20 protein-coding genes are annotated in these 20,462 nt (G+C 72.6%); 8 read left to right on the top strand and 12 right to left on the bottom strand.

The genetic code is table 11. From position 1 onward, the window contains the following. Nucleotides 1-441 precede the first annotated feature (441 nt). From GCL84_RS26285 to GCL84_RS26270, 4 genes are all read right to left on the bottom strand, one after another. Nucleotides 442-1,416 carry a sigma-70 family RNA polymerase sigma factor gene (locus tag GCL84_RS26285; protein ID WP_156758248.1) on the bottom strand — a complete coding sequence of 325 codons (975 nt, stop codon included), beginning with the start codon at nt 1,414-1,416 and terminating at the stop codon, nt 442-444. A gap of 234 nt (nt 1,417-1,650) precedes the next feature. After that, nucleotides 1,651-2,076, bottom strand: coding sequence for a D-aminoacyl-tRNA deacylase (gene dtd, locus GCL84_RS26280; protein WP_156758247.1), 426 nt, complete (start codon nt 2,074-2,076; stop codon nt 1,651-1,653). Beyond that, nucleotides 2,073-3,578, bottom strand: a complete 1,506-nt coding sequence (locus tag GCL84_RS26275; protein ID WP_156758246.1) for a DUF7782 domain-containing protein — start codon at nt 3,576-3,578, stop codon at nt 2,073-2,075. Before GCL84_RS26275 ends, dtd begins: the two co-directional genes overlap by 4 nt. A gap of 12 nt (nt 3,579-3,590) precedes the next feature. Then, nucleotides 3,591-4,160 (bottom strand): class I SAM-dependent methyltransferase, encoded by a 570-nt coding sequence (locus GCL84_RS26270; protein ID WP_156758245.1) that lies wholly within the window; start codon nt 4,158-4,160, stop codon nt 3,591-3,593. Nucleotides 4,161-4,285: 125 nt separating this feature from the next. On the opposite strand from GCL84_RS26270, the gene GCL84_RS26265 reads away from it, so the two are divergent. Further along, nucleotides 4,286-4,600, top strand: coding sequence for a DUF3099 domain-containing protein (locus tag GCL84_RS26265; protein ID WP_156758244.1), 315 nt, complete (start codon nt 4,286-4,288; stop codon nt 4,598-4,600). Here GCL84_RS26265 and GCL84_RS26260 read toward each other — a convergent pair. After that, nucleotides 4,587-5,459 (bottom strand): carbohydrate kinase family protein, encoded by an 873-nt coding sequence (locus GCL84_RS26260; protein WP_156758243.1) that lies wholly within the window; start codon nt 5,457-5,459, stop codon nt 4,587-4,589. The genes GCL84_RS26265 and GCL84_RS26260 overlap by 14 nt on opposite strands. 195 nt (nt 5,460-5,654) lie before the next feature. Beyond that, the gene (locus GCL84_RS26255; protein WP_235926739.1) at nt 5,655-6,584 is read right to left on the bottom strand and encodes a pseudouridine-5'-phosphate glycosidase; all 930 of its coding nucleotides are present in this window, start codon (nt 6,582-6,584) and stop codon (nt 5,655-5,657) included. A gap of 94 nt (nt 6,585-6,678) precedes the next feature. On the opposite strand from GCL84_RS26255, the gene GCL84_RS26250 reads away from it, so the two are divergent. Then, nucleotides 6,679-6,915: a DUF3039 domain-containing protein gene (locus GCL84_RS26250; protein WP_156758241.1), complete on the top strand. Its 237-nt coding sequence runs from the start codon at nt 6,679-6,681 to the stop codon at nt 6,913-6,915. Here the strand turns inward: GCL84_RS26250 and GCL84_RS26245 are convergent. Beyond that, a complete protein-coding gene (locus tag GCL84_RS26245; RefSeq protein WP_156758382.1) occupies nt 6,894-8,024 on the bottom strand; it encodes a YihY/virulence factor BrkB family protein in 1,131 nt (376 codons plus the stop codon). The two genes, GCL84_RS26250 and GCL84_RS26245, sit on opposite strands and share 22 nt — an antisense overlap. A 202-nt stretch (nt 8,025-8,226) precedes the next feature. Here GCL84_RS26245 and GCL84_RS26240 point away from each other — a divergent pair, with 202 nt between their 5' ends. Beyond that, entirely contained in the window at nt 8,227-9,984 is a 1,758-nt protein-coding gene (locus GCL84_RS26240; RefSeq protein WP_156758240.1) for a DEAD/DEAH box helicase, read from the top strand. 80 nt (nt 9,985-10,064) lie between these two features. Here GCL84_RS26240 and GCL84_RS26235 read toward each other — a convergent pair whose 3' ends face one another. Further along, nucleotides 10,065-10,391, bottom strand: coding sequence for a hypothetical protein (locus tag GCL84_RS26235; RefSeq protein WP_156758239.1), 327 nt, complete (start codon nt 10,389-10,391; stop codon nt 10,065-10,067). Nucleotides 10,392-10,656: 265 nt separating this feature from the next. Between GCL84_RS26235 and GCL84_RS26230 the strand changes: the two genes are divergently transcribed. The 4 genes from GCL84_RS26230 (at nt 10,657) to GCL84_RS26215 (ending at nt 15,287) form a co-directional block, all read left to right on the top strand. Further along, nucleotides 10,657-11,778, top strand: coding sequence for a sugar ABC transporter substrate-binding protein (locus tag GCL84_RS26230; protein ID WP_156758238.1), 1,122 nt, complete (start codon nt 10,657-10,659; stop codon nt 11,776-11,778). A gap of 80 nt (nt 11,779-11,858) precedes the next feature. Then, on the top strand, nt 11,859-12,632 hold the full coding sequence (locus tag GCL84_RS26225) for an ATP-binding cassette domain-containing protein (protein WP_156758237.1): 774 nt from the start codon (nt 11,859-11,861) through the stop codon (nt 12,630-12,632). A gap of 28 nt (nt 12,633-12,660) precedes the next feature. Further along, on the top strand, nt 12,661-14,082 hold the full coding sequence (locus GCL84_RS26220) for a sugar ABC transporter permease (protein ID WP_156758236.1): 1,422 nt from the start codon (nt 12,661-12,663) through the stop codon (nt 14,080-14,082). 32 nt (nt 14,083-14,114) lie between these two features. Then, nucleotides 14,115-15,287 (top strand): ROK family transcriptional regulator, encoded by a 1,173-nt coding sequence (locus GCL84_RS26215; RefSeq protein WP_156758235.1) that lies wholly within the window; start codon nt 14,115-14,117, stop codon nt 15,285-15,287. A gap of 407 nt (nt 15,288-15,694) precedes the next feature. On the opposite strand, the gene GCL84_RS26210 is transcribed toward GCL84_RS26215, so the two are convergent. From GCL84_RS26210 to ppgK, 3 genes are all read right to left on the bottom strand, one after another. After that, a complete protein-coding gene (locus GCL84_RS26210) occupies nt 15,695-15,880 on the bottom strand; it encodes a DUF7455 domain-containing protein (RefSeq protein ID WP_075973163.1) in 186 nt (61 codons plus the stop codon). Between the two features lie 470 nt (nt 15,881-16,350). After that, on the bottom strand, nt 16,351-17,685 hold the full coding sequence (locus GCL84_RS26205; RefSeq protein WP_156758234.1) for an RNA polymerase sigma factor: 1,335 nt from the start codon (nt 17,683-17,685) through the stop codon (nt 16,351-16,353). A 211-nt stretch (nt 17,686-17,896) separates the two neighbouring features. Next, on the bottom strand, nt 17,897-18,658 hold the full coding sequence (ppgK, locus tag GCL84_RS26200; protein ID WP_156758233.1) for a polyphosphate--glucose phosphotransferase: 762 nt from the start codon (nt 18,656-18,658) through the stop codon (nt 17,897-17,899). A 109-nt stretch (nt 18,659-18,767) separates the two neighbouring features. Here ppgK and GCL84_RS26195 point away from each other — a divergent pair, with 109 nt between their 5' ends. Continuing rightward, nucleotides 18,768-19,565, top strand: coding sequence for an inositol monophosphatase family protein (locus GCL84_RS26195; protein WP_328618794.1), 798 nt, complete (start codon nt 18,768-18,770; stop codon nt 19,563-19,565). Between the two features lie 4 nt (nt 19,566-19,569). Here the strand turns inward: GCL84_RS26195 and cei are convergent, their stop codons facing one another. Continuing rightward, nucleotides 19,570-20,277 carry an envelope integrity protein Cei gene (gene cei / locus GCL84_RS26190; protein WP_235926738.1) on the bottom strand — a complete coding sequence of 236 codons (708 nt, stop codon included), beginning with the start codon at nt 20,275-20,277 and terminating at the stop codon, nt 19,570-19,572. Nucleotides 20,278-20,462: the final 185 nt, after the last annotated feature.

The raw sequence follows: 20,462 nt of genomic DNA, 5'->3' as shown, positions 1-20,462 counted from the left end.
AACCCGCACCACACCCCCAGCCTTACCTCACCCAACGATGGACCCTGGTCTGCTGGTCATCATCCATCGCGCCCAGCGTCCGCCCAGGCGAGGAGCAAGCACCGTGGGGGTCTGGGGGGTCGCCCCCCAGAAGAAGGACCGACCCGGCACCCCCAAGGGAGCGCGAAGCGCGAACAGGGTGCCGAATGCCGGAAGGCCGGGGCAGCCCCCGGCTGTCCCGACCTCCCGTCGCGGGTGGCGTCCGGGGATTGCCCGGGGCCACCAAGTCTGTGCGCCTACGCTGCCGTGACAGGCGTCACATGTCAACGGGCAGGTTCAAGCGACTCATATTCCAAGACGGGGGTGTGGGGTGGAAGGTTGCCCCCCGGGGGCAGAAAGTTCCGCTCATGGGTCAAGCCGGTCCCGGGGGACCGGCTTGACCTGCGTTGTTCGTCGAACGTCTTAGCTGGCGTAGGCGCGGAGCTTCTCGGCGCGCTCGCCCTGGCGGAGCTTGGACATGACCTCGCGCTCGATCTGGCGGACGCGCTCGCGGCTGAGGCCGAAGCGCTTGCCGATCTGGTCGAGGGTGCGGGGCTGGCCGTCGTCGAGGCCGTAGCGCAGGCGGATGACGTGCTGCTCGCGGTCGTCGAGGGTGGCCAGCACGCGGCGCATGTCGTCCTGCAGCAGGCCCGCGATGACCGCCGACTCGGCGTCGGTGGCCTCGCCGTCCTCGATGAAGTCGCCCAGCGGGGCGTCCTCGTCACTGCCGACCGGCATGTCCAGGCTCACCGGGTCGCGGGCGTGGTCGAGCAGGTCGGAGACCTTCCCGGTGGTCAGCCCGGCCTCGGCGGCCAGTTCCTCCATCGTGGCCTCGCGGCCCAGCGACTGGTGCAGGTCGCGCTTGATCCTGGCCAGCTTGTTCACCTGCTCGACGAGGTGGACGGGCAGCCGGATGGTGCGGCCCTGGTCGGCCATGCCGCGGGTGATGGCCTGGCGGATCCACCACGTCGCGTAGGTGGAGAACTTGAAGCCCTTGGCGTAGTCGAACTTCTCCACCGCGCGGATCAGGCCCAGGTTGCCCTCCTGGATCAGGTCCAGCAGCGGCATGCCCCGGCCGGTGTAGCGCTTGGCCAGCGACACCACCAGGCGCAGGTTGGCCTCGAGCAGGTGGTTCTTGGCCGTGTGGCCGTCGGCGACCAGCGCCCGCAGCTCGGCCCGGCGCGCGGGCGAGGTGCCCGCGGCGGTGTCGAGCATGTGCTGGGCGAACACCCCGGCCTCGATCCGCCTGGCGAGCTCGACCTCCTGCGCCGCGGTGAGCAGCGCCGTGCGGCCGATTCCGTTGAGGTACACCCGGACGAGGTCGGCGGCGGGTCCTTGGGCGTCGAGGTCGGCTTCGTAGGCGAGCTGCTCGGGCTCTCGCTGCTGCGGGACCGTCATGGTGCTCCCTCCCCCTGTCGCGGTGGTTCTGTGAGTCAAAACGTGGCGAGAGCTGGATTCGTTCCCGCTTCCCCACATGGATGACGCCACTGGGACCTGGGCGGTTGCTCAGGTTTACCTGAGCTTTGGCTGAGAACCCCGGAGTACCCGGTTCGGTGCCCGCTACACGTGCCGCCCGCGATCCGCGTCCCCCTCGACCGTCCACGCGAGACGGTCGAGGGGGACGCGCGGACCTCAGATGTCCAGCACCACGGTGAATGGGCCGTCGTTGACGCTCGCCACGGCCATCTCCGCGCCGAAGCGACCGGTCTCCACCCGGGCGCCCCTGGCCCGCAGATCGGCCACCACGGCGTCGACGAGCGGCTCGGCGACCTCGGGTCGGGCCGCCGCCGTCCACGACGGCCTGCGGCCCTTCCTGACGTCCCCGTACAATGTGAATTGGCTCACCATCAACAGTGGGGCGCCCGTCGTCGCGCAGGACTCCTCGTCGCGGAGCAGGCGCAGTTCGTGAAGTTTTCGCGCCATCACAGCGGTTTTGCCCGCACTGTCCTCGACGTGCACCCCCAGCAGCACCAGCAGCCCCGGCTCGTCGATGGCCCCGACGACCTCGTCGCCGACGGTCACCGACGCGCTGGCGACCCGGGCGACCACCGCCCTCACACCAGCTCCGCGGGCAGCAGCATCCCGTGCGCGACCAGGTCGGCCACCACGGGGACCGCCGCGCGCACCACCGCGTCCGCGGGCAGGCCCTGACCCGCCGCCAGCAGCGCCAGCAGCTCGCCCAGCGGCAGCACCCCCTGGCAGCCCGCCAGCAGCGAGGTCACCAGCTCGTCGGTCTCCTGCTGCCAGCCCGGCCCGTCGGTGCGGTGCAGCCTGCGCACCAGCTCCCGCCAGCCCTCGGGACCCGGCTCGGCGACGCGCTCGAGCACGACCGTCGGCGCGGTGGTGAACACCGCCGACAGCAGCGCCTCCGGCGCCGCGTGCGCACGCAGCCAGGCGACCCGGTCCAGCCAGCGGCCCGCCTCCTCGCCCAGCGGGTCGTCGTAGGCGTGGCGCAGGTCCTCGCAGGCCACCTCGGTGTCGCTGCCGGTGGCGCGCAGGGTGACGAAGCCGAAACCGATCCCGGTGACGTCGTTGTCGTCGAACCAGTCCAGCCACGCCGAGGCCTTCGCCGCCCCTTCCGCCGAGCGCGGGTCGATCCCGGCGTCGCGCAGCCAGGTGCCGACGTAGAGCGCGGGCTCGGCGACGTCGCGCTGGACGAACCAGGCGTCGACGCCCTCGTCGGGCAGCCAGGAGGTGACCCGGTCGCCCCAGTCCTCGCCGCGCTTGTGCAGCCAGGAGGCCAGGAACTGCCCCACGCCGCCGGGGTTGAGCACCTTCGGCACCCCGCGCACGACCAGCGCGCTGGCGTCGTCGCCCGCGAGCCCGGAGTCGCGGTAGACGTAGTCCACCCGCGGCGGCCCGACCACGAACGGCGGGTTGCACACGACCTGGTCGAACGCGCGGCCCTCGACCGGCTCGAACCAGGAGCCGCGCAGCGTCTGCACCTTCAGCCCGTTGAGCCGGAAGGTCGCCGAGGCCAGCGCCAGAGCCCGCGAGGACAGGTCGGTGGCGGTGATCGCCCCCGCGTGCCTGCTCGCGTGCAGCGCCTGCACCCCGCAGCCGGTGCCCAGGTCGAGCACGGTGCCCACCGGGCGGCGGGTGGTGGCGCGGGCCAGGCTCAGCGACGCGTGCCCGATGCCGAGCACGTGGTCCGCCCCGACCGGCCCGCCGAGCTGGTCTGAGTCCAGGTCGGCCAGCACCCACCAGGACCCCGCCTCGTCGGCGTGCGGACGCAGGTCCAGCCCGGCGCGCACCCGGTCGCCGTCGAGGCGCAGCAGGCCGGTGGCGGCGACCTCGGCCAGGTCGAGGCGGCCCAGCGCCCGCTGGACGGCGGCGGCGGGCTCGGCGTCGCCGACGAGGAACAGCCGGACGAGCGTCTCGACCGGGGAGCCGCCGCGGGTGGCGCGGCGGGCGGGCTCCGGCTCGTTGCGGCCCAGGGCGGCGTGCGCCTGCTCGCCGAGCGCCGCCACCACCCCGTCGCCGTCGTAGTCGGCCTCGAGCAGGGACTCGGCGAGGCGGTGGCAGAAGTCGTCGGTCAGGACTGGGGGCTCGGTGGACACCCGCGCATGATCTCAGGCCAGCGCGCCGATCACCTGGAAGAACCCGGGCGCGCCCTCCTCGGCCGGGATGCGGTACCGCGACGGCGCGGTGAGGCCCGCCACGCGGAGGTGGTCGAGCACCCGCTCCGCGGTGCACCCGGGGTGCGCGGCCAGCGCCGAGTCGTGCGGCGCGGGCGCGATCACCGACAGCAACCCGCCAGGGGCCAGCGGCGCGGTCGCCGCGCGCAGCAGGTCCACCCTGGCCGGGGCGCCCTCGACGTGCTGGAGCAGCCCGTGGCAGAGCACGACGTCGAACTCCGCGGCGGGGAACAGCGCGGGCACGTCCTCGGCCCGCGCCTGCACCACGTCGACCCGCCCGGCCAGCCCGTAGGCCCGGCGCAGCAACCGGTCCAGCAGCGCGCCCGCCGGGTCGACGACGGTCACCCAGTGCCCGCCCGCGGCCAGCGGCAGCGCGTCGCCGCCCGACCCGCCCGCCAGGTCGAGCACCCGGACCGGGTCCGGGCCGAGGTGGCGGGCGAGGTTCGCCCCCGCCGCCCGGTAGCGCAACCCGTCGAGCACCGCGTGCCGCCGCGTCCCCGTCATACCCCGTTCATACCGGCGTGACCCGAATCGCCTTCAGGTCCCCGGCGCAGGTCCACCCGGATGGCGCAAGATGGGGTGTTCGGTGCGACCATGGCCGGTGGGACGATGAGCGAGGAGGTGGTGTCGTGAAGGGCACTTCCAGGGACGACACCCCGGTCCTGATCACTGAGGCCGAGCTGTCGTACGAGGAGCAGTTCGCCGCTCGCAAGCGCAAGTACATGGTCATGATGAGCATGCGCATCCCCTGCCTCGTCCTCGCCGGGATCTTCCACGACACCTGGTGGCTGGCGCTGGGCTTCGTCGCGCTGTCGGTCCCGCTGCCGTGGATCGCCGTGCTCATCGCCAACGACCGGCCGCCGCGCAGGGCGAACAAGATGAGCCGCTACGAGCGCGAGGTCCTGGAGATCGAGGCCAAGAACCGCCAGGTCATCGAGGGCTAGCACCCACCGCCAGCGTCGCGGAGGTCCCCGCCGCGACGCCCGCGCGCAGCGCGTCCACCGGCCCGGCCCCGCCCAGCCAGGCGGCCAGCAGGCCCGCGTTGAACGCGTCTCCCGCCCCGGTCGTGTCCGGCCCGCCCGCGCCCGCCGGGACGCTGACCTCGGTGGTCCCGTCGCGCCAGGTCGCACCGTCGCGACCGTCGGTCGAGGCGATGGCCTCGACTGAGCGCAGGGCGCGGTCGACGCCCAGGGCCTCCAACTCGGTGGCGTTGGGCAGCAACAGGTCCACGCCCTCCACCCAGGTGAGGAAGTCGTCGGTCCGCCCGTCCAGCAGGGCGGCGGACTGCGGGTCGACCGACGTGGTGAGGCCCGCCGCCGCGGCCCGGCGCAACGCGGCCAGGCCCGCCTGGCGGGAGCGGTCGTCGAGCAGGACGTAGCCGGACAGGTGCAGGTGGGTGGCCGGGCCGAGATCGGGGAGGTCCTCGGCGCGCAACCGCGCGTTGGCGCCGCGGTCGGGCAGCATCGTGCGCTGGCCGGTCGAGTCGACCAGGACGACCACGCAGCCGGTCGCGGCGCCGGGGTCGGTGGTGAGCGCGCAGGCCACGCCCCGGTTCGCGAGCCCGCCGCGCAGCAGACCGGCCGCCGGGTCCGCGCCGACGCGGGTGACGAGCGTGGTCGGAACGCCGAGGTGGACCAGCCACGTGGCGGTGTTCGCCCCCGCCCCGCCCACCGCGGTCAGCACGCTGGCGGGGGTGTCGTCCCCGTGCGCCAGCGCCCCCTCGTGCCGGGCGACGACGTCGAGCGCCGCGTCGCCCACCACCACGACGGTCCGCGGGTGGCTGGTGTGCTGGCGCTCGCGCATGGCGCCAGGGTAGGAAACGGAGTCGCGGGGAGTGGCGGTGGCTGGGCCGGTTCCGCGGGAACGCGCTGTTGTGTCCGATGTGGACTTCCCGTCGAACGCGGCGTGCGGCACGCCCGCCGCGGCTCGCGGCGCACCATCACCGCCGCGCGACCTGTCGGTGCGCGAGCCCGGCGTCGACGACTTCGCGGCCAGGCTCTACCGGGGCCGCGCCAGCTCGACCGCGATCTGGGCCGCGACCAGGGCGTTGCTGACGACCAGTTCGATGTTGGTCGTCAGGCTCGCACCGCCGCTGCTGGTGTGGAAGTGGTCGAGCAGCACCGGGGTGACGTCCTTGCCGCGCACCCCGCGCTCGCGCAGCAGCGCCATGCCGTCGGCGAGCAGCCGGTCGTGCAGGTCCCGGTCCAGCTCGTGCTCGGCAGGCACCGGGTTGACCACCAGCACCCCCGAGCCGCCGGGCACGTGGTCGCGGTGCGCGGCGACCACCGCGGCGGCCGCTGCGGCCGAGTCGACCCGCCAGGGCACCCCGAACGCGGACTCGCGCAGGTAGAAGCTGGGGAACGAGTCGGTGCCGAAGCCCAGGACCGGGATCGAGCGGGTCTCCAGCACCTCCACGGTCGCGGCGATGTCGAGCACCGACTTCACCCCGGAGCAGACCACCGCGACCGGCGTCGAGGCGAGCACGTCCAGGTCGGCGGACACGTCCCAGGCCTGGGCGCCCGGCTCGGCCAGGTGCACCCCGCCCAGGCCGCCGGTGGCGAACACGCCGACGCCCGCCTGCGCGGCCAGCGTCGCGGTCCCGGCCACGGTGGTGGCCCCGTCGCGGCCCAGGGCCAGCGCGGGCGCCAGGTCCCGCCGCGACAGCTTGACCAGGCCCGCGTCGTCGGCGCACACCCGGGCGAGCTGGTCGGCGTCGAGGCCGACCCTGGCCCGTCCGCCCAGCACGGCGATCGTGGCCGGGACCGCGCCCTGGGCGCGCACGACCGATTCCAGGCGGTGGGCGACGTCCAGGCTCACCGAGGCGGGCAGGCCGTGCGCCAGGAGGGTGCTCTCCAGCGCGACCACGCCGAGACCAGCGCTCAGCGCGTCGGCGACCTCGTCGGACAGGGCGATGTGCTCGTGGTTCACCGCCCCATCCTGCATCGGACCGGTCGAGGACCCCCGGGCGGCCAGTCGGGGGATCGGGCACGTTTGGCCGGACTGCCTGGTGCATCATTGGGTCATGAGCGCTCCCACCCAGGTACGGCCCGACACTCGGCCCGAAGGCACCGAGACCACCAGCGACGACACGCCGGAGGTGTTCCACTACGTCCGCAAGGACAAGATCGCCGAGAGCGCGGTCATGGGGAACATGGTGGTCGCCCTGTGCGGCGAGGTCTTCCCGGTGACCAAGTCGCCCAAGCCCGGCTCCCCGGTCTGCCCGGACTGCAAGAAGGTCTACGAGCGGATGTCCGGGTGATCCTGGTCGCGGTCTGAGGCCCGCTCGCGCACCGCGGGCAGCTCGGCGGTCACCTCGGGGGTGTCGGCGGCCGCCCGCCCGTCCGCAGGGGCCTCGGCCTGCTCGTCGTCGGTCCAGGCCTGCGCCTGCTCGTCCGCGCGGATGCGCTCCGCGGCGCGCTCCAGCTCCAGCCGCCGCCACCGACGCCGCTCCCTGCGGGTCAGCTTCGCCGGGTAGAGCTCCTGGATGGCGGCGTTGAAGTACGCCCCGACCACCACGGCCAGCCCGATGAAGTAGGCGAACAGCAGGAACGCGATCGGGGTCGCCAGCGCGCCGTAGGTGTAGCCGGTCGAGGTGATCCCGGTGATGTAGAGGCGCAGGCCGATGCTGGAGAAGACGAACACGATCATCGCCAGCAGCGCCCCGGGCAGGCCGCGGTGCCACGGCAGCTTGCGCGGCAGCGCCAGCTTGTACAGCGTCGCCAGCGCCAGCACGATGAGCACCGCGATCGCCGGGTAGTAGGTGGTGCTGAGCCAGTCGACGACGGTGGGCCGCCAGTCCTCGGGGAACAGGTTCGGCAGCAGGTCCGGGCCCAGCGTCAGCACCGGCAGGCCCACCACGAGCAGCACCAGGCTGGCCATGTAGATCAGCAGCGAGAAGATCCGCTGCCACACCTCGTTGCGCACCCCGTACTGGTCGTGGGCCACGGTGATGGCGTCGACGAACGACGACATCGCCGACGAGCCCGCCCACAGCGAGATCAGGAAGCCGATGGAGACGATCTCGCCGCGGCCGACGGTGAGGATGTCCTTGACCGTGGGCTCGATGATCTGGGTCACCACGTTCGAGCTGAACGCGGTGCGGGAGATGTTGATGATGTTGGCCTGCACCGTGCCGACGACGTCGCGGCCCACCCACTCCGCGACGTAGCCCAGGCTGCCCAGCAGACCCAGCAGCAGCGGCGGCAGCGAGAGCACCTGCCAGAACGCCGACTCGGCGGCCTCCGAGAACAGGTTCCCGCCCCACGCCTTGGACAGCGTGCACTTGAACAGCCGCCACGGCCCCCGGCGCGCCGCGCGCTCCCCGGGCGAGCCGTCGCGGCCGGGCCGGGGTCCAGGCAGCGGGTTCATCGCGTCCACAGCATGGTCCATGCGCGACCGATCGGCTGGACACCCGCCCGATTGTTACGTGCGTGTCGCGTCACGCGGCGACCACCGCGCGGCGGCGGGTATTGTCGCGAACGCCCTCGACCCGGGGCGGGCGCCGCCGCCCGCGACCGGCGCAGCCGAGGGCGTTCGCGTGCCGGAGACTTGGAAGGAGCTGGGGCACCCCGTGACCCGGGCCGAAGTGGAACCGGAATCTGAGATCGACGCAGCGCGTGCCCAGCCACCTTCCCGCCCGCTGCGGGCCTGGCAGCGGCGGGCGCTGACGATGTACCTGACGCGCCAACCGAAGGACTTCCTCGCCGTCGCGACCCCGGGCGCGGGCAAGACCGTGTTCGGCCTGCGGGTGGCCGCCGAGCTGCTCGCCGACCGCACGGTCGAGCGGGTCACCATCGTCGCCCCGACCGAGCACCTCAAGCACCAGTGGGCGGGCGCCGCGGCCGCCGCGGGCATCCCGATCGACCCGAACTTCACCAACTCGATGGGCCAGACCTCGTCGGACTACCTCGGCGTCGCGGTCACCTACGCCCAGGTCGCCGCGCACCCGTCGCTGCACCGGGTGCGCACCGAGCAGCGCAAGACGCTGGTCATCCTCGACGAGATCCACCACGGCGGCGACGCCAAGAGCTGGGGCGAGGGCATCCGCGAGGCCTTCACCCCCGCGGTGCGCAGGCTGGCGCTGACCGGGACCCCCTTCCGCAGCGACGACTCGCCCATCCCGTTCGTCGAGTACGAGCCGGACGGCACCGGTTTCCTCAAGTCGCGAGCCGACCACGTCTACGGCTACTCCGACGCGCTCAAGGACGGCGTCGTCCGGCCGGTCATCTTCCTGGCCTACTCCGGCGAGGCGAGCTGGCGCACCAGCGCGGGCGAGGAGTTCACCGCCCGCCTCGGCGAGCCGCTGACCGCCGAGCAGACCTCCCGGGCGTGGCGCACCGCGCTGGACCCGGCGGGGGAGTGGATCCCCTCGGTGCTCGGCGCGGCCAACACCCGGCTCACCCAGAAGCGCCAGGGCGGGGTGCCCGACGCGGGCGGCCTGGTCATCGCCTCCGACCACGTCACGGCCAAGGCCTACGCCAAGATCCTGCACACCATGACCGGCGAGGAACCGGCCCTGGTGCTCTCCGACGACCCCAAGGCCTCGGCGCGCATCCAGGAGTTCGCCGACGGCGACACCCGCTGGCTCGTCGCGGTCCGCATGGTCTCCGAGGGCGTCGACGTCCCCAGGTTGGCTGTCGGCGTCTACGCCACCAGCGCCTCCACCCCGCTGTTCTTCGCCCAGGCCATCGGCCGCTACGTGCGCGCCCGCCGCCCGGGGGAGACCGCCAGCGTCTTCCTGCCCTCGGTGCCGGTCCTGCTGGAGCTGGCCAGCCAGCTCGAGGCCGAGCGCGACCACGTCCTCGGCAAGCCCCACCGCGAGAACGACGGCTGGGAGGACGGCCTGCTGGCCGAGGCCAACCGCACCAAGGACGAACTCGGCGAGGACGAGAAGTCCTTCACCTCCCTGGGCGCCTCCGCCGAACTCGACCAGGTCATCTACGACGGCTCGTCCTTCGGCACGGCGGCCTTCGCCGGGTCCGACGAGGAGCAGGAGTACCTCGGACTGCCCGGCCTGCTCGAGCCCGACCAGGTCCGCACCCTGCTCAAGCAGCGCCAGGACGGCCAGCTCGCCGAGCGCTCCCGCCGCGCCGCGGAGGCGGCCGCGAAGCCCAAGGAGCCCCCGCAGGCCCGCCCCCAGTCCGTCCAGGAACGCCTGGCCACCCTGCGCAAGGAACTCAACGCCCTGGTCGGCATGGCCCACCACCGCACCGGCAAACCCCACGGCATGATCCACGGCGACCTCCGCCGCACCTGCGGCGGCCCGCCCACGGCGATGGCCACCGTCGAGCAGTTGGAAGAGCGGATCGCGACCCTGCGCTCCTGGTGACCCGACCTCACCGCTGAGGCGGTTCCACCCGCGAGGGCACAGCGCCGGCCCAGGTGTTCGCCGGTCTCGGTGGTCCCCGACTAGCCGGGCTGGTCGGTCGCCGTGATCTCGGTCAGGATCACGTCGCCGACCACCTTGGGCCCTTCCAGCACCTGGACCCGGCCGCCGACCCGCAGCTTGGGCCGGGCGAGCTCGGTGGCCATGAAGCCCACCGCTACCCGGCCGTTGTCGGCCACCGGTTGCAGCAAGATGCTCAACTGGACTTCCTCGACTTCGCCGTCGACGACGAAGGCGCAGGTCGCCGCGTAGACCGGTGCGGTCGGGGGTCCGCTCACACGCCCGCCCTCGGCGGCGGTGCGCCACGTGACGACGCCGTAGGCGCTGGGGGACTCGATCTCGTCGAGCATGGCCTCGTTCCTCCTTCGTGCGGTCCGCGACCGGGGGTGTCGGAGAGCGTCCGGTCGGACGCGGTGCGTGCGACCGGACGGGTTCATTGCCGTTAGATTTCGCCACCGTTAGCAAACCGTGTCCGGCACATGGCGTCTGAATCGAGTAAGCCCGGCTTCCGCCACGGCGGTCGGGGGCATATGTTGTGCCGCACAACATTTAACTTCACGACGGTTCACCGCCTGGGCCCGGCGGAACGGTCAGCGGCATCGAAAGGGACACGAGATGCGCAGCAAGACTCTGGCACTTGTCGCCGCAGGACTGGGCACTGCCCTGGCCCTGTCGGCGTGCGGCGCGAACCAGGCCGCCCCGTCCAACGAGGGGGGCTCCGACACCGCGAGCGGCGGCGGGGGCATCCCGGTGGGCGTGATCCTGCCGGAGACCGCGACCTCCGCGCGCTGGGAGGGCTTCGACAAGCCCATGCTCGACGCGGCCATGCGGGCCAAGGGCCTCGACCCCGACATCCAGAACGCCCAGGGCGACGTGCAGAAGTTCTCCACCCTGGCCGACGGCATGATCAGCCAGGGCGTCAAGGTCCTGGTGATCGCCTCGATCAACTCCGAGGTCGGCACCACGGTGGCCGCCAAGGCCAAGGCCCGCGGCATCCCCACCATCGACTACGACCGCCTCAACCTCGGCGGCAGCTCCGACTACTACGTGTCGTTCGACAACGTGAAGGTCGGCGAGCTGCAGGGCCAGGGGCTCGCGGACGCGCTCAAGGACAAGCCGGGCGCGCAGGTCATCGAGATCGAGGGCGCCCCGACCGACAACAACGCCACCCTGTTCTACGAGGGCCAGCAGAAGGTCCTCAAGCCGCTCTACGACAGCGGCGCGCTCAAGCTGGTGCAGTCCCAGAAGATCGACAACTGGGACAACCAGAAGGGCGGCACCACCTTCGAGCAGATCCTGACCGGCAACGGCGGCAAGGTCGACGGCGTCGTCGCCGCCAACGACGGGCTCGCGGGCGCGGTCATCACCGTGCTGCGCAAGAACGGCCTCGCGGGCACCGTGCCGGTCACCGGCCAGGACGCGACCGTCGACGGCCTGATGGCCGTGCTGCGCGGCGACCAGTACATGACCGTGTTCAAGCCGATCAAGGAAGAGGCCGAGAACACCGCCGAGCTGGCCGCGCTGCTGGCCAAGGGCGACACCGCGGCCGCCGACGCGCTGGCCAAGCAGACCAGCGAGGACCCCGAGGGCGACCGCCAGGTCAAGTCCGTGCTGCTCGAGCCGAAGCTGACCACCAAGGACACCGTCAAGGACGTCGTGACCGCGGGTTACGTCAAGGCCGCCGACATCTGCGGTGGCGACCTGGCCGCGACCTGCGCCGAGCTCGGCATCAGCTAACCAGCACAGACCCCCGCACCTGGCGCGGCGCGCTCCCCCTCGCGCCGCGCCGGGTGCGGCCGCAGCCGCAGGAGCGTGCGATGAGCGACCCCATTCTCGAGATCACCGGGCTCAACAAGAGCTTCGGCCCGGTCCACGTCCTGCACGACGTGGACCTGACCGTCCGCGCGGGCGAGGTCACCGCGCTCGTCGGCGACAACGGCGCGGGCAAGTCGACCCTGGTCAAGTGCATCGCGGGCATCCACCCGACGGACTCCGGCCGGGTGGCGTTCAACGGCGGGCCGGTCAGCATCAACGGCCCGCGCGACGCCGCGGACCTGGGCATCGAGGTCGTCTACCAGGACCTCGCGCTGGCCGACAACCTCGACATCGTGCAGAACATGTTCCTCGGCCGCGAGCGCGGCAGCGGGTGGCTGCTCGACGAGGCCAGCATGGAGAAGGCCGCCCGCGACACCCTCGCGTCGCTGTCGGTGCGCACGGTCAAGTCGGTGCGCACCCCCGTCGCGTCGCTGTCCGGCGGTCAGCGCCAGACCGTGGCCATCGCCAAGTCGGTGCTGTGGGAGAGCAAGGTCGTGCTCCTCGACGAGCCGACCGCCGCCCTCGGCGTCGCACAGACCCGCCAGGTGCTCGACCTGGTGCGCAGGCTGGCCGAGCAGGGCCTGGGCGTGGTGCTCATCAGCCACAACATGGCCGACGTGTTCGAGGTGGCCGACCGCATCGCCACGCTGTACCTGGGCCGCATGGTCGCCCAGGTCCCGACCAGGGACGTCACCCACGCCCAGGTCGTCGAGCTGATCACCGCGGGCCGCTCCGGGGACCTGGGCCTGGCCCGCCCCGAGTCCGCCACCGTCTGACCGCCGCCGCGAACCTTGAGGCATCCCCATGACTGACACACCGACCGCCAAGGACCCCGGCGGCGCCATCTCCGACTTCGGCATCGACACCACCAGCCAGTCCAGCGGCGAGGCCGTGCGCGACTACCTCGCCCGGCTGCGCGGCGGCGAGCTCGGCTCGCTGCCCGCCCTGTTCGGCCTCGGCGCGCTGGTCATCGTGTTCTGGCTGCTGTCGGACAGCTTCCTGACTCTGGACAACACCGCCAACCTGCTGGCCCAGGGCGCGGGCAAGATGATCATTGCGATGGGCCTGGTGTTCGTCCTGCTGCTGGGCGAGATCGACCTGTCCGCGGGCACCGCGTCCGGCGTCTGCGCCGCGGTGATGGCCATGCACTACGTGCGCTCGGGCAACCTGCTCGGCGGCATGGGCTCCACCGTGTTCTACGTCTTCGTGCTCGGCCTGGTGGTCGCCGCGGGCCTGGCGCTGTACATGCGCATCTGGGTCGGCGCGGTGATGGCCGCCATCGCCATCGCGATCGCCATGCTGGGCGTGGCGCCCAACGCCTGGATCGAGATGCTGCTGGCCGTGTCGGTCGGCACCGCCATCGGCGTGGTCACCGGCTTCCTGGTCTCCAAGATCGGCATGCCGTCGTTCGTGGTGACCCTGGCGCTGTTCATCACCTGGCAGGGCGTCATCCTGCAGTTCATCGGCGAGGGCGGCGTGCTGGGCATCGGCACCGAGCCCACGCTGTTCGCCGTGGCCAACGGCAACCTGTCGGTGCTGGGGAGCTGGCTGCTGTTCCTGGTCGCCGCGGGCGGGTACGCCCTCGTGGTGCTGGGCGAGCACTTCTCCCGGCTCAAGCGCGGGCTGGTGACCATGCCCACGCCGCTGGTGCTGGGCAAGGTCGCGGGGGTCACGGTGATCTCCGCGCTGGCGACCTGGGCGCTGACGCTCAACCGCTCCTCCAACGACTTCGTGACCATCCGGGGCGTGCCCTACGTGGTCCCGATCGTGCTCGTCGTGCTGGTCATCGGCACCTACGCGCTCAACCGCACCCGCTACGGCCGCCACGTCTACGCCGTGGGCGGCAACGCCGAGGCCGCGCGCCGGGCGGGCATCAACGTGTCCAAGATCCGGGCCAGCGTGTTCGTCGTCGCCTCATCGCTGGCGGCCCTGGGCGCGATCGTGTACTCCTCGAAGGTCGGCTCCGTCGACCCGCAGGCCGGTGGGCTCAACACGCTGCTGTTCGCCGTCGGCGCGGCCGTCATCGGCGGCACGTCCCTGTTCGGCGGACGTGGCAAGGTGTTCCACGCCGTCGTCGGCGGATTGGTGCTGGCGGTGGTGGAGAATGGTCTCGGCCTGCTCAAGCAACCCGCCGCGGTGGTCAACATCGTCACTGGCCTGGTGCTGCTGCTCGCGGCCACCGTCGACGCGCTCTCCCGCAGGCGCGCGGCGGTTTCCTCCCGCTAGGCCCTGCGGCCCGAGCCCAGGAAGGCGGACAGGTGACCAGCACACCCACGGCGGGCGCCCGACCCGACGAGGTGCGCAGGCACAACCGCACCGCCCTGCTGCGGCGCCTGCACGTCGCGGGCCCGACCACCCGGGCCGCGCTGGCTACGGAGCTGGGGCTCAACCGCAGCACCATCAAGGCCCTCGTCGACGGCCTCGCCGAGTCCGGTGTGGTCGAGGAACGGCTGCCCCGCGCCCGCTCGGGCGCGGGGCGCCCGTCGTTGCTGGTGCTGCCCCAGGCCCACGCCGCGGTGGTCGTGGCCGTCGACATCCGCGTCGACCAGGTCGCCATCGCCGTTGTCGGCCTGGGCGGGGAGATGCTGGGCCGCAACAGCTGGAACCTGCACGGCCGGGCCAGCGAGCCGGACGAGGTCATCACCCACGTCATCGAGTCCACCCAGGTCCTCGCCGCCGACCTGGGCGTGCCCACGATCGGCGTCGGCGTGTCGGTCCCCGGCGTCGTCCGCCGCTCCGACGGCTTCGTGCACGAGGCGCCCAACCTGCGGTGGTCGCGCCTGCCGCTGGGGGAGCGGCTCAGCGCCGCCCTCGGCGTCCCGGTCCGCGTCGCCAACGACGCCGAGATCGCCGCCCTCGCCGAACACCTGCGCGGCGCCGCCCGCGGCTCCCTCGACGCCGTCTACATCTCCGCCGACATCGGCGTCGGCGGCGGCGTCATCTCCGACGGCGTCACCCTGCGCGGCACGGCGGGCTACCTGGGCGAACTCGGCCACATGGTGGTCGACCACCGCGGCCGCCCCTGCTACTGCGGCAGCCGGGGCTGCTGGGAGACCGAGGTGGGCGAACTGGCCCTGTGCCGCGCCCTGCGCCTGCCCGAGGGCACCCCGCGCGGCGCCGTGGTCGCCGAGCTGCGCGCCCTGACCACCCCCCGCCAGATCGCCGACGTGCTGGGCGAGTTCCGCGAGTTCCTGACGGTCGGCCTGGTCAACATCGTCAACGTGTTCGGTCCCGAACTGGTGGTCTTGGGCGACCTGTTCACCGCCCTGCCCCCGCCCCTGATCGCCGACCTGGGCGCCGAGGTCTCCCGCCGCTCCCTCGTCAGCCGCGCCGTGGGCGGCACCCGCGTCATGGCCTCCACCATGGGCTCCGACGTCAAACTGATCGGGGCCGCCGAACTGGCCTTCGAACCCGTCCTCGACTCCGTCTGAGCCGCGGTCTCAGCGCCGGTCGGCTTCGGCGACCACTCTGGCGGCCACCTCGGGCGTCATTCGGAAGACGGGCCGCTCGTCAGGTCCGCTTCGCTCGTAGAGCAGCGAGGAGTCCCCGACGTTCCCCCGTCCGCGCGGACAGCCCCTGCCACTCGAACCAGCCCCCGTCTACCTCCTGGGCCAGCTCTGCCATGCCCCGCAGCAACGTCCAGCCCAGGGGCGTGTGAAGCGTCGCGCACGGGATCTGCGCTCGCGGTCCGCTCGGTCGGGGCCGACGCCTGCGCCGAGTACGCCGCGACATGGCGGTTGAGGTCGGGAACGGCCCAGTCGAGGGCGGTAGCGACGGGCCGAGGGCCGGCACCCTGGTGGGTGCCGGCCCTCGGCAGGTCTCGGTCAGCGCTCGACCGTCAGCCCTTCTGGAGCTCGGCCTCCAGCTCGCGCAGGCGGGTCTCGTGGGCGCGGGCGTGGTGGCCGCAGAACAGGAGCTCTCCTCCGGAGGAAAGTACGGCGCGAACCTGTGCGGCGGCCCCGCAGCGGTCGCAGCGGTCGGCAGCGGTCAGCTCGGGGCGGGTGAGCGTCGTAGTCGTCGTCATGGGAGTTCTCCCTCCGTCCCGGCGCCGGTTGATTCCGGCACCCTCTTCGGCTGCGGTCACGGAGGCGGAAACTCCGCCGTGGTCGCACTTCCTACTCTTACAGACGTTCGGCGGCCCGGCAGTGTTCCCGAGCGAGGATTTATCACCGGTCACTCGACCCATACCCCCACTGACGAGCGGAAATAGGCCTGGAGCTGGGGATATGTCCGCCAAACGGCGGCTGAACCGCAGGTGTCCTGAGACCTCGTTCACCATGGGCGAACGGGCCCGGCGACCACGATCTGGACTTGATCGGCCGAACGGGTGCTTCGGGGCGGGGGGTCGGGAGTGAACCTGAATAAGATTCACATGGTTTTGCGGCCACGCAGGGTGCCGGGGTGGGGCGGGCTCTGTCACCGACCGCCCCGGACAGCCGCGAGGGGCCGCCCCGGACGAGTGTCGGGAACGGCCCCTCGGCGGGTGCTCGCGGTCTATTCCAGGTAGTCGCGCAGGACCTGGGAGCGCGACGGGTGGCGCAGCTTCGACATGGTCTTCGACTCGATCTGGCGGATGCGCTCGCGCGTGACGCCGTAGACCTGGCCGATCTCGTCGAGGGTGCGGGGCTGGCCGTCGGTGAGGCCGAAGCGCAGGCGCACGACGCCCGCCTCGCGCTCGGACAGGGTGGCCAGGACCGACTGGAGCTGGTCCTGCAGCAGCGTGAACGACACCGCGTCCACGGCCACCACGGCCTCGGAGTCCTCGATGAAGTCACCGAGCTGGCTGTCGCCCTCGTCGCCGATGGTCTGGTCCAGCGAGATGGGCTCCCGGGCGTACTGCTGGATCTCCAGCACCTTCTCCGGGGTGATGTCCATCTCCTTGGCCAGCTCCTCCGGCGTGGGCTCGCGGCCCAGGTCCTGGAGCAGCTCGCGCTGGATGCGGCCGAGCTTGTTGATGACCTCGACCATGTGCACCGGGATGCGGATGGTGCGGGCCTGGTCGGCCATCGCGCGGGTGATCGCCTGGCGGATCCACCACGTCGCGTAGGTGGAGAACTTGTAGCCCTTGGTGTAGTCGAACTTCTCCACCGCGCGGATCAGGCCCAGGTTGCCCTCCTGGATCAGGTCCAGGAACGCCATGCCGCGGCCGGTGTAGCGCTTGGCCAGCGACACCACCAGGCGCAGGTTGGCCTCGAGCAGGTGGTTCTTGGCCCGCTCGCCGTCGCGCACGATCCACCGGAGGTCGCGGCGCATCTGCGGCTGGAGCTTCTCGCTCTCCTCCTCGGACTTGCGCACGCGCTCGGCGGCGTAGAGCCCGGCCTCGATGCGCTTGGCCAGCTCCACCTCCTCCTCGGCGTTGAGGAGGGCGACCTTGCCGATCTGCTTGAGGTAGGCGCGGACCGAGTCGGCGGAGGCGGTGAGCTCGGCGTCCTTGCGGGCCTGCCGCAGCGCCTCCGACTCCTCCTCGTCCCAGACGAAGTCGCCGTCCTTGCCCGCCGGGGTCGTCGCCTCCTTCTCGGAGGCCTTCTCCTCGGGCTCGTCGACGGTCTCGTCGATCGGGTCGACCTCGACCTCCTCGAGGTCGGACAGGTCCGGGTTGTCCGGGGTGTCGTCGTCGGACGGCTCCTCGCCGTCGGGGCCGTCCGACTTCTTCGTGCCCGCCTTGGCGGCGGTCTTCTTCGGCGCGCGGGGCTTGGCCCCGGCGGCCTTGCGCGCCGTCGGCTTGGCCGTGCCGGTCAGCTCGTCGGAGTCTGCCTGCGCGTCCTTGGTCGTCTTGGCGGCGCTCGCCGACGCGGTGGAGCGTCGGGTTGCGGTTCGTGCGGCTGCCACGTACGCCCTTTCACAACTGTCCATCACGGCTGCGGCCGGAAGCGGAAAACGCCTGGTCGCTGCCGGAGTTCGGGGAGTGCCCGGAGGGCTGGAAAGCCGCGGGCCTGTTCCATTGTAGCGACGGGCGGCGTGTCGCGAGGACGCGCCAAGCCCGAAATGTGCTCGTGCACCTGCTCAGGTGTCCGAGACGGGGTCATCCGGGGCGGGCGCGTCACGGCCCCTCGCCGCGCGAGGCGGCGAGGGCGGCGCCCACGATCCCGGCGTCGTTGCGCAGTTCCGCCGCGACGACCTTGGTCCGCACCTCCAGCAGCGGCAGCCACTTGTCGGCCTTCTTGCTGACCCCGCCGCCCGCGATGACCAGGTCCGGCCAGATCAGGTCCTCCAGGCCGGAGATGTAGCGGGTCACCCGCTTGGCCCACTGGTCCCAGCTCAGGTCCTCGTCCTCCTTGGCGGAGGCCGCGGCCCGGGTCTCGGCGTCGTGGCCGTCGATCTCCAGGTGGCCGAATTCGGTGTTGGGCACGAGCCTGCCGTCGAGGAACAGCGCGCTGCCGATGCCGGTGCCGAAGGTCAGCAGCACCACCACGCCGGTCTGGTCGTCGGGGCGCCCGTAGCGGATCTCGGCGACCCCGGCCGCGTCGGCGTCGTTGAGCACGGTGACCTGGTCCAGCGGCAGGCCGAGCCGGGTGGCGAACAGCGCGGCCGCGTCGGTCCCGATCCAGCTCTTGTCGATGTTGGCCGCCGAGTGCGCCACCCCGCGCTTGATCACCGCGGGCAGGGTGACCCCGACCGGGCCGGTCCAGTCGAAGCCGCGGACGATCTCGGCGACCACGTCGGCCACCGCCTCCGGCGTCGACGGCTGCGGGGTGGGGACGCGGATGCGCTCGCCGACGAGCTTTCCCGCATCGAGGTCCACCGGGCACCCCTTGATGCCGGAACCGCCGATGTCCACTCCGAAGCCGCGGGCTGCACCCATCCCCGGTCCTTTCCAATTCGATTCAGTGAGGCGTTGGCCCGTGACATTAGCCGCCGCCGCCGCGCTGTGGTCGGATGGACGGGTGGGCACGACGGAAACAGATCCCGACCTGAGCACCCCGGCCGACCTCGCCGCCACCGCGGAGCAGGTCGCCGTGCTCGCCGCCCGGCTCGCCCAGGACACCCGGGAGACGGCCATCCGCGACGTCGACACCAAGTCGACGGTCACCGACGTCGTCACCGCCGGGGACCGGGCCGCCGAGCAGCTCATCCGCGACCGGCTGGCCGAGCTGCGGCCCGGCGAGCCGGTGCTGGGGGAGGAAGCGGGCGGTGTCGAGGGCGCGGGCCTGACCTGGGTCGTCGACCCGATCGACGGCACGGTCAACTACCTCTACGGCCACCCCTTCTACGCCGTGTCCGTCGCCGTGCAGCGCGACGGCGTCTCGCTGGCGGGCGCGGTCGTGGAGCCGCTGAGCGGGCGGCGGTGGCGGGCGGCGCTCGGGCAGGGGGCCTTCCTCGACGGCGAGCGGCTGTCGGTGAACTCGCCGGTGTCGCTGGAGACCACGCTGTTCGCCACCGGGTTCGCCTACGACCGGCGCCGCCGCACCGAGCACGCCCAGGTCGTGGCCCGGCTGCTGGGCCGCGTCCGGGACGTGCGCCGGGGCGGGTCGGCGGCGCTGGACCTGTGCGCGGTCGCGGCCGGGTGGGTCGACGGCTACGCCGAGCGCGGCCTCAACCGGTGGGACTGGGCGGCCGGGGCGCTGATCGCCCGCGAGGCCGGGGCCAGGGTCGTGCTGCCCGGCGAGGCCGACGAGATGGGCGCGGACATCGTCTTCGCCGCCGCGCCCTCGATCGCGGACGGGTTGCGCGCGGCGCTGGTCGAGTGCGGTGTCGGCGAGTACGACTGACCGGTCAGCAGCGGGTGGACCTGGCCGCCGCGACGAGGGCCGGGTCGAGCGCGGGACCGGTGCCGTCGGCGTTCTGCAGACCGCCCTGGACCGGGCCGTTCTGCGCCCAGTCGATGAGCTGCTCGAGGATGCGGCGCGCGTCGGCGTTGGGCCGCAGGTAGGTGTAGCGCTGCCCGATGGCCAGGTCGACGGTGGCGTCCTGGCGCTCGTCGCGGACCAGTTCGGCGCACGGCTCGATGATGCTGAGCGTTCGGGCCGCGGCCGCGCCCTGCTGCCCGAACCGGATCTGCGCGCGGCAGGTGAGCGTCCCGCCGGAGTAGATGAGGTCGTTGGCCGGGTCGGTGACCTGGGTGAAGCCCAGCTCGCGCAGCGCCTCGGTGACCGCGCCCGCCTGGCGGCGCTGGCCGCTGGCGTTGACCACCCTGGCCAGCACCCCCGAGGGCGCGGCCGGGGAGACCTTGTCCAGGGACTCCGGGGTGAGCGTCTGCCCGAGCGTCGGGACGGCCTGCCCGTCGGCGGGCGGGGCGGGCGAGGTGGGCGGGGGCTGGCAGCGCTTGGCCGCGTTGGGGTCGTCCTGGCCCCGCAGGACGATGACCCACACCACCGCGGCCAGCACGCTGAGCACGGCCAGGAAGATCAAGGCGGGCAACGGCCTGCGCCTGCGGTACGGCTGGTCCGCCGAGTTCCCCGCGCTGCGCTCACCGACAGCCACTGACGACCCTCCCATCGGCCCCACGGCCCACCCCCGAGGGCATCGGAACCGGGCCTCGACCCGGTTCGGCTGTCGTTGTGGTCAGCCTATTCGCTCCAGGCGGATGCGTGGCACCCGGGCGAAGGGGTGTTGCTCACCAGCCCTGATCGCCGAACGCGACCGCCCGAGCGCGCATGGTGACCTGT

Source organism: Actinokineospora pegani (genome assembly GCF_009745975.1).
Lineage (GTDB): Bacteria > Actinomycetota > Actinomycetes > Mycobacteriales > Pseudonocardiaceae > Actinokineospora > Actinokineospora pegani.
This window is presented reverse-complemented; position numbering and strand designations above follow the sequence as displayed.

What these genes read in the sequence shown, in the direction of transcription:
- GCL84_RS26285 (WP_156758248.1), bottom strand. Translation starts at nt 1,416, where the DNA reads ATGACGGTCCCGCAGCAGCGAGAGCCCGAGCAGCTCGCCTACGAAGCC.
- GCL84_RS26270 (WP_156758245.1), bottom strand. Translation starts at nt 4,160, where the DNA reads ATGACGGGGACGCGGCGGCACGCGGTGCTCGACGGGTTGCGCTACCGG.
- GCL84_RS26260 (WP_156758243.1), bottom strand. Translation starts at nt 5,459, where the DNA reads ATGCGCGAGCGCCAGCACACCAGCCACCCGCGGACCGTCGTGGTGGTG.
- GCL84_RS26250 (WP_156758241.1), top strand. Translation starts at nt 6,679, where the DNA reads ATGAGCGCTCCCACCCAGGTACGGCCCGACACTCGGCCCGAAGGCACC.
- GCL84_RS26245 (WP_156758382.1), bottom strand. Translation starts at nt 8,024, where the DNA reads ATGAACCCGCTGCCTGGACCCCGGCCCGGCCGCGACGGCTCGCCCGGG.
- GCL84_RS26235 (WP_156758239.1), bottom strand. Translation starts at nt 10,391, where the DNA reads ATGCTCGACGAGATCGAGTCCCCCAGCGCCTACGGCGTCGTCACGTGG.
- GCL84_RS26230 (WP_156758238.1), top strand. Translation starts at nt 10,657, where the DNA reads ATGCGCAGCAAGACTCTGGCACTTGTCGCCGCAGGACTGGGCACTGCC.
- GCL84_RS26225 (WP_156758237.1), top strand. Translation starts at nt 11,859, where the DNA reads ATGAGCGACCCCATTCTCGAGATCACCGGGCTCAACAAGAGCTTCGGC.
- GCL84_RS26220 (WP_156758236.1), top strand. Translation starts at nt 12,661, where the DNA reads ATGACTGACACACCGACCGCCAAGGACCCCGGCGGCGCCATCTCCGAC.
- GCL84_RS26210 (WP_075973163.1), bottom strand. Translation starts at nt 15,880, where the DNA reads ATGACGACGACTACGACGCTCACCCGCCCCGAGCTGACCGCTGCCGAC.
- ppgK (WP_156758233.1), bottom strand. Translation starts at nt 18,658, where the DNA reads ATGGGTGCAGCCCGCGGCTTCGGAGTGGACATCGGCGGTTCCGGCATC.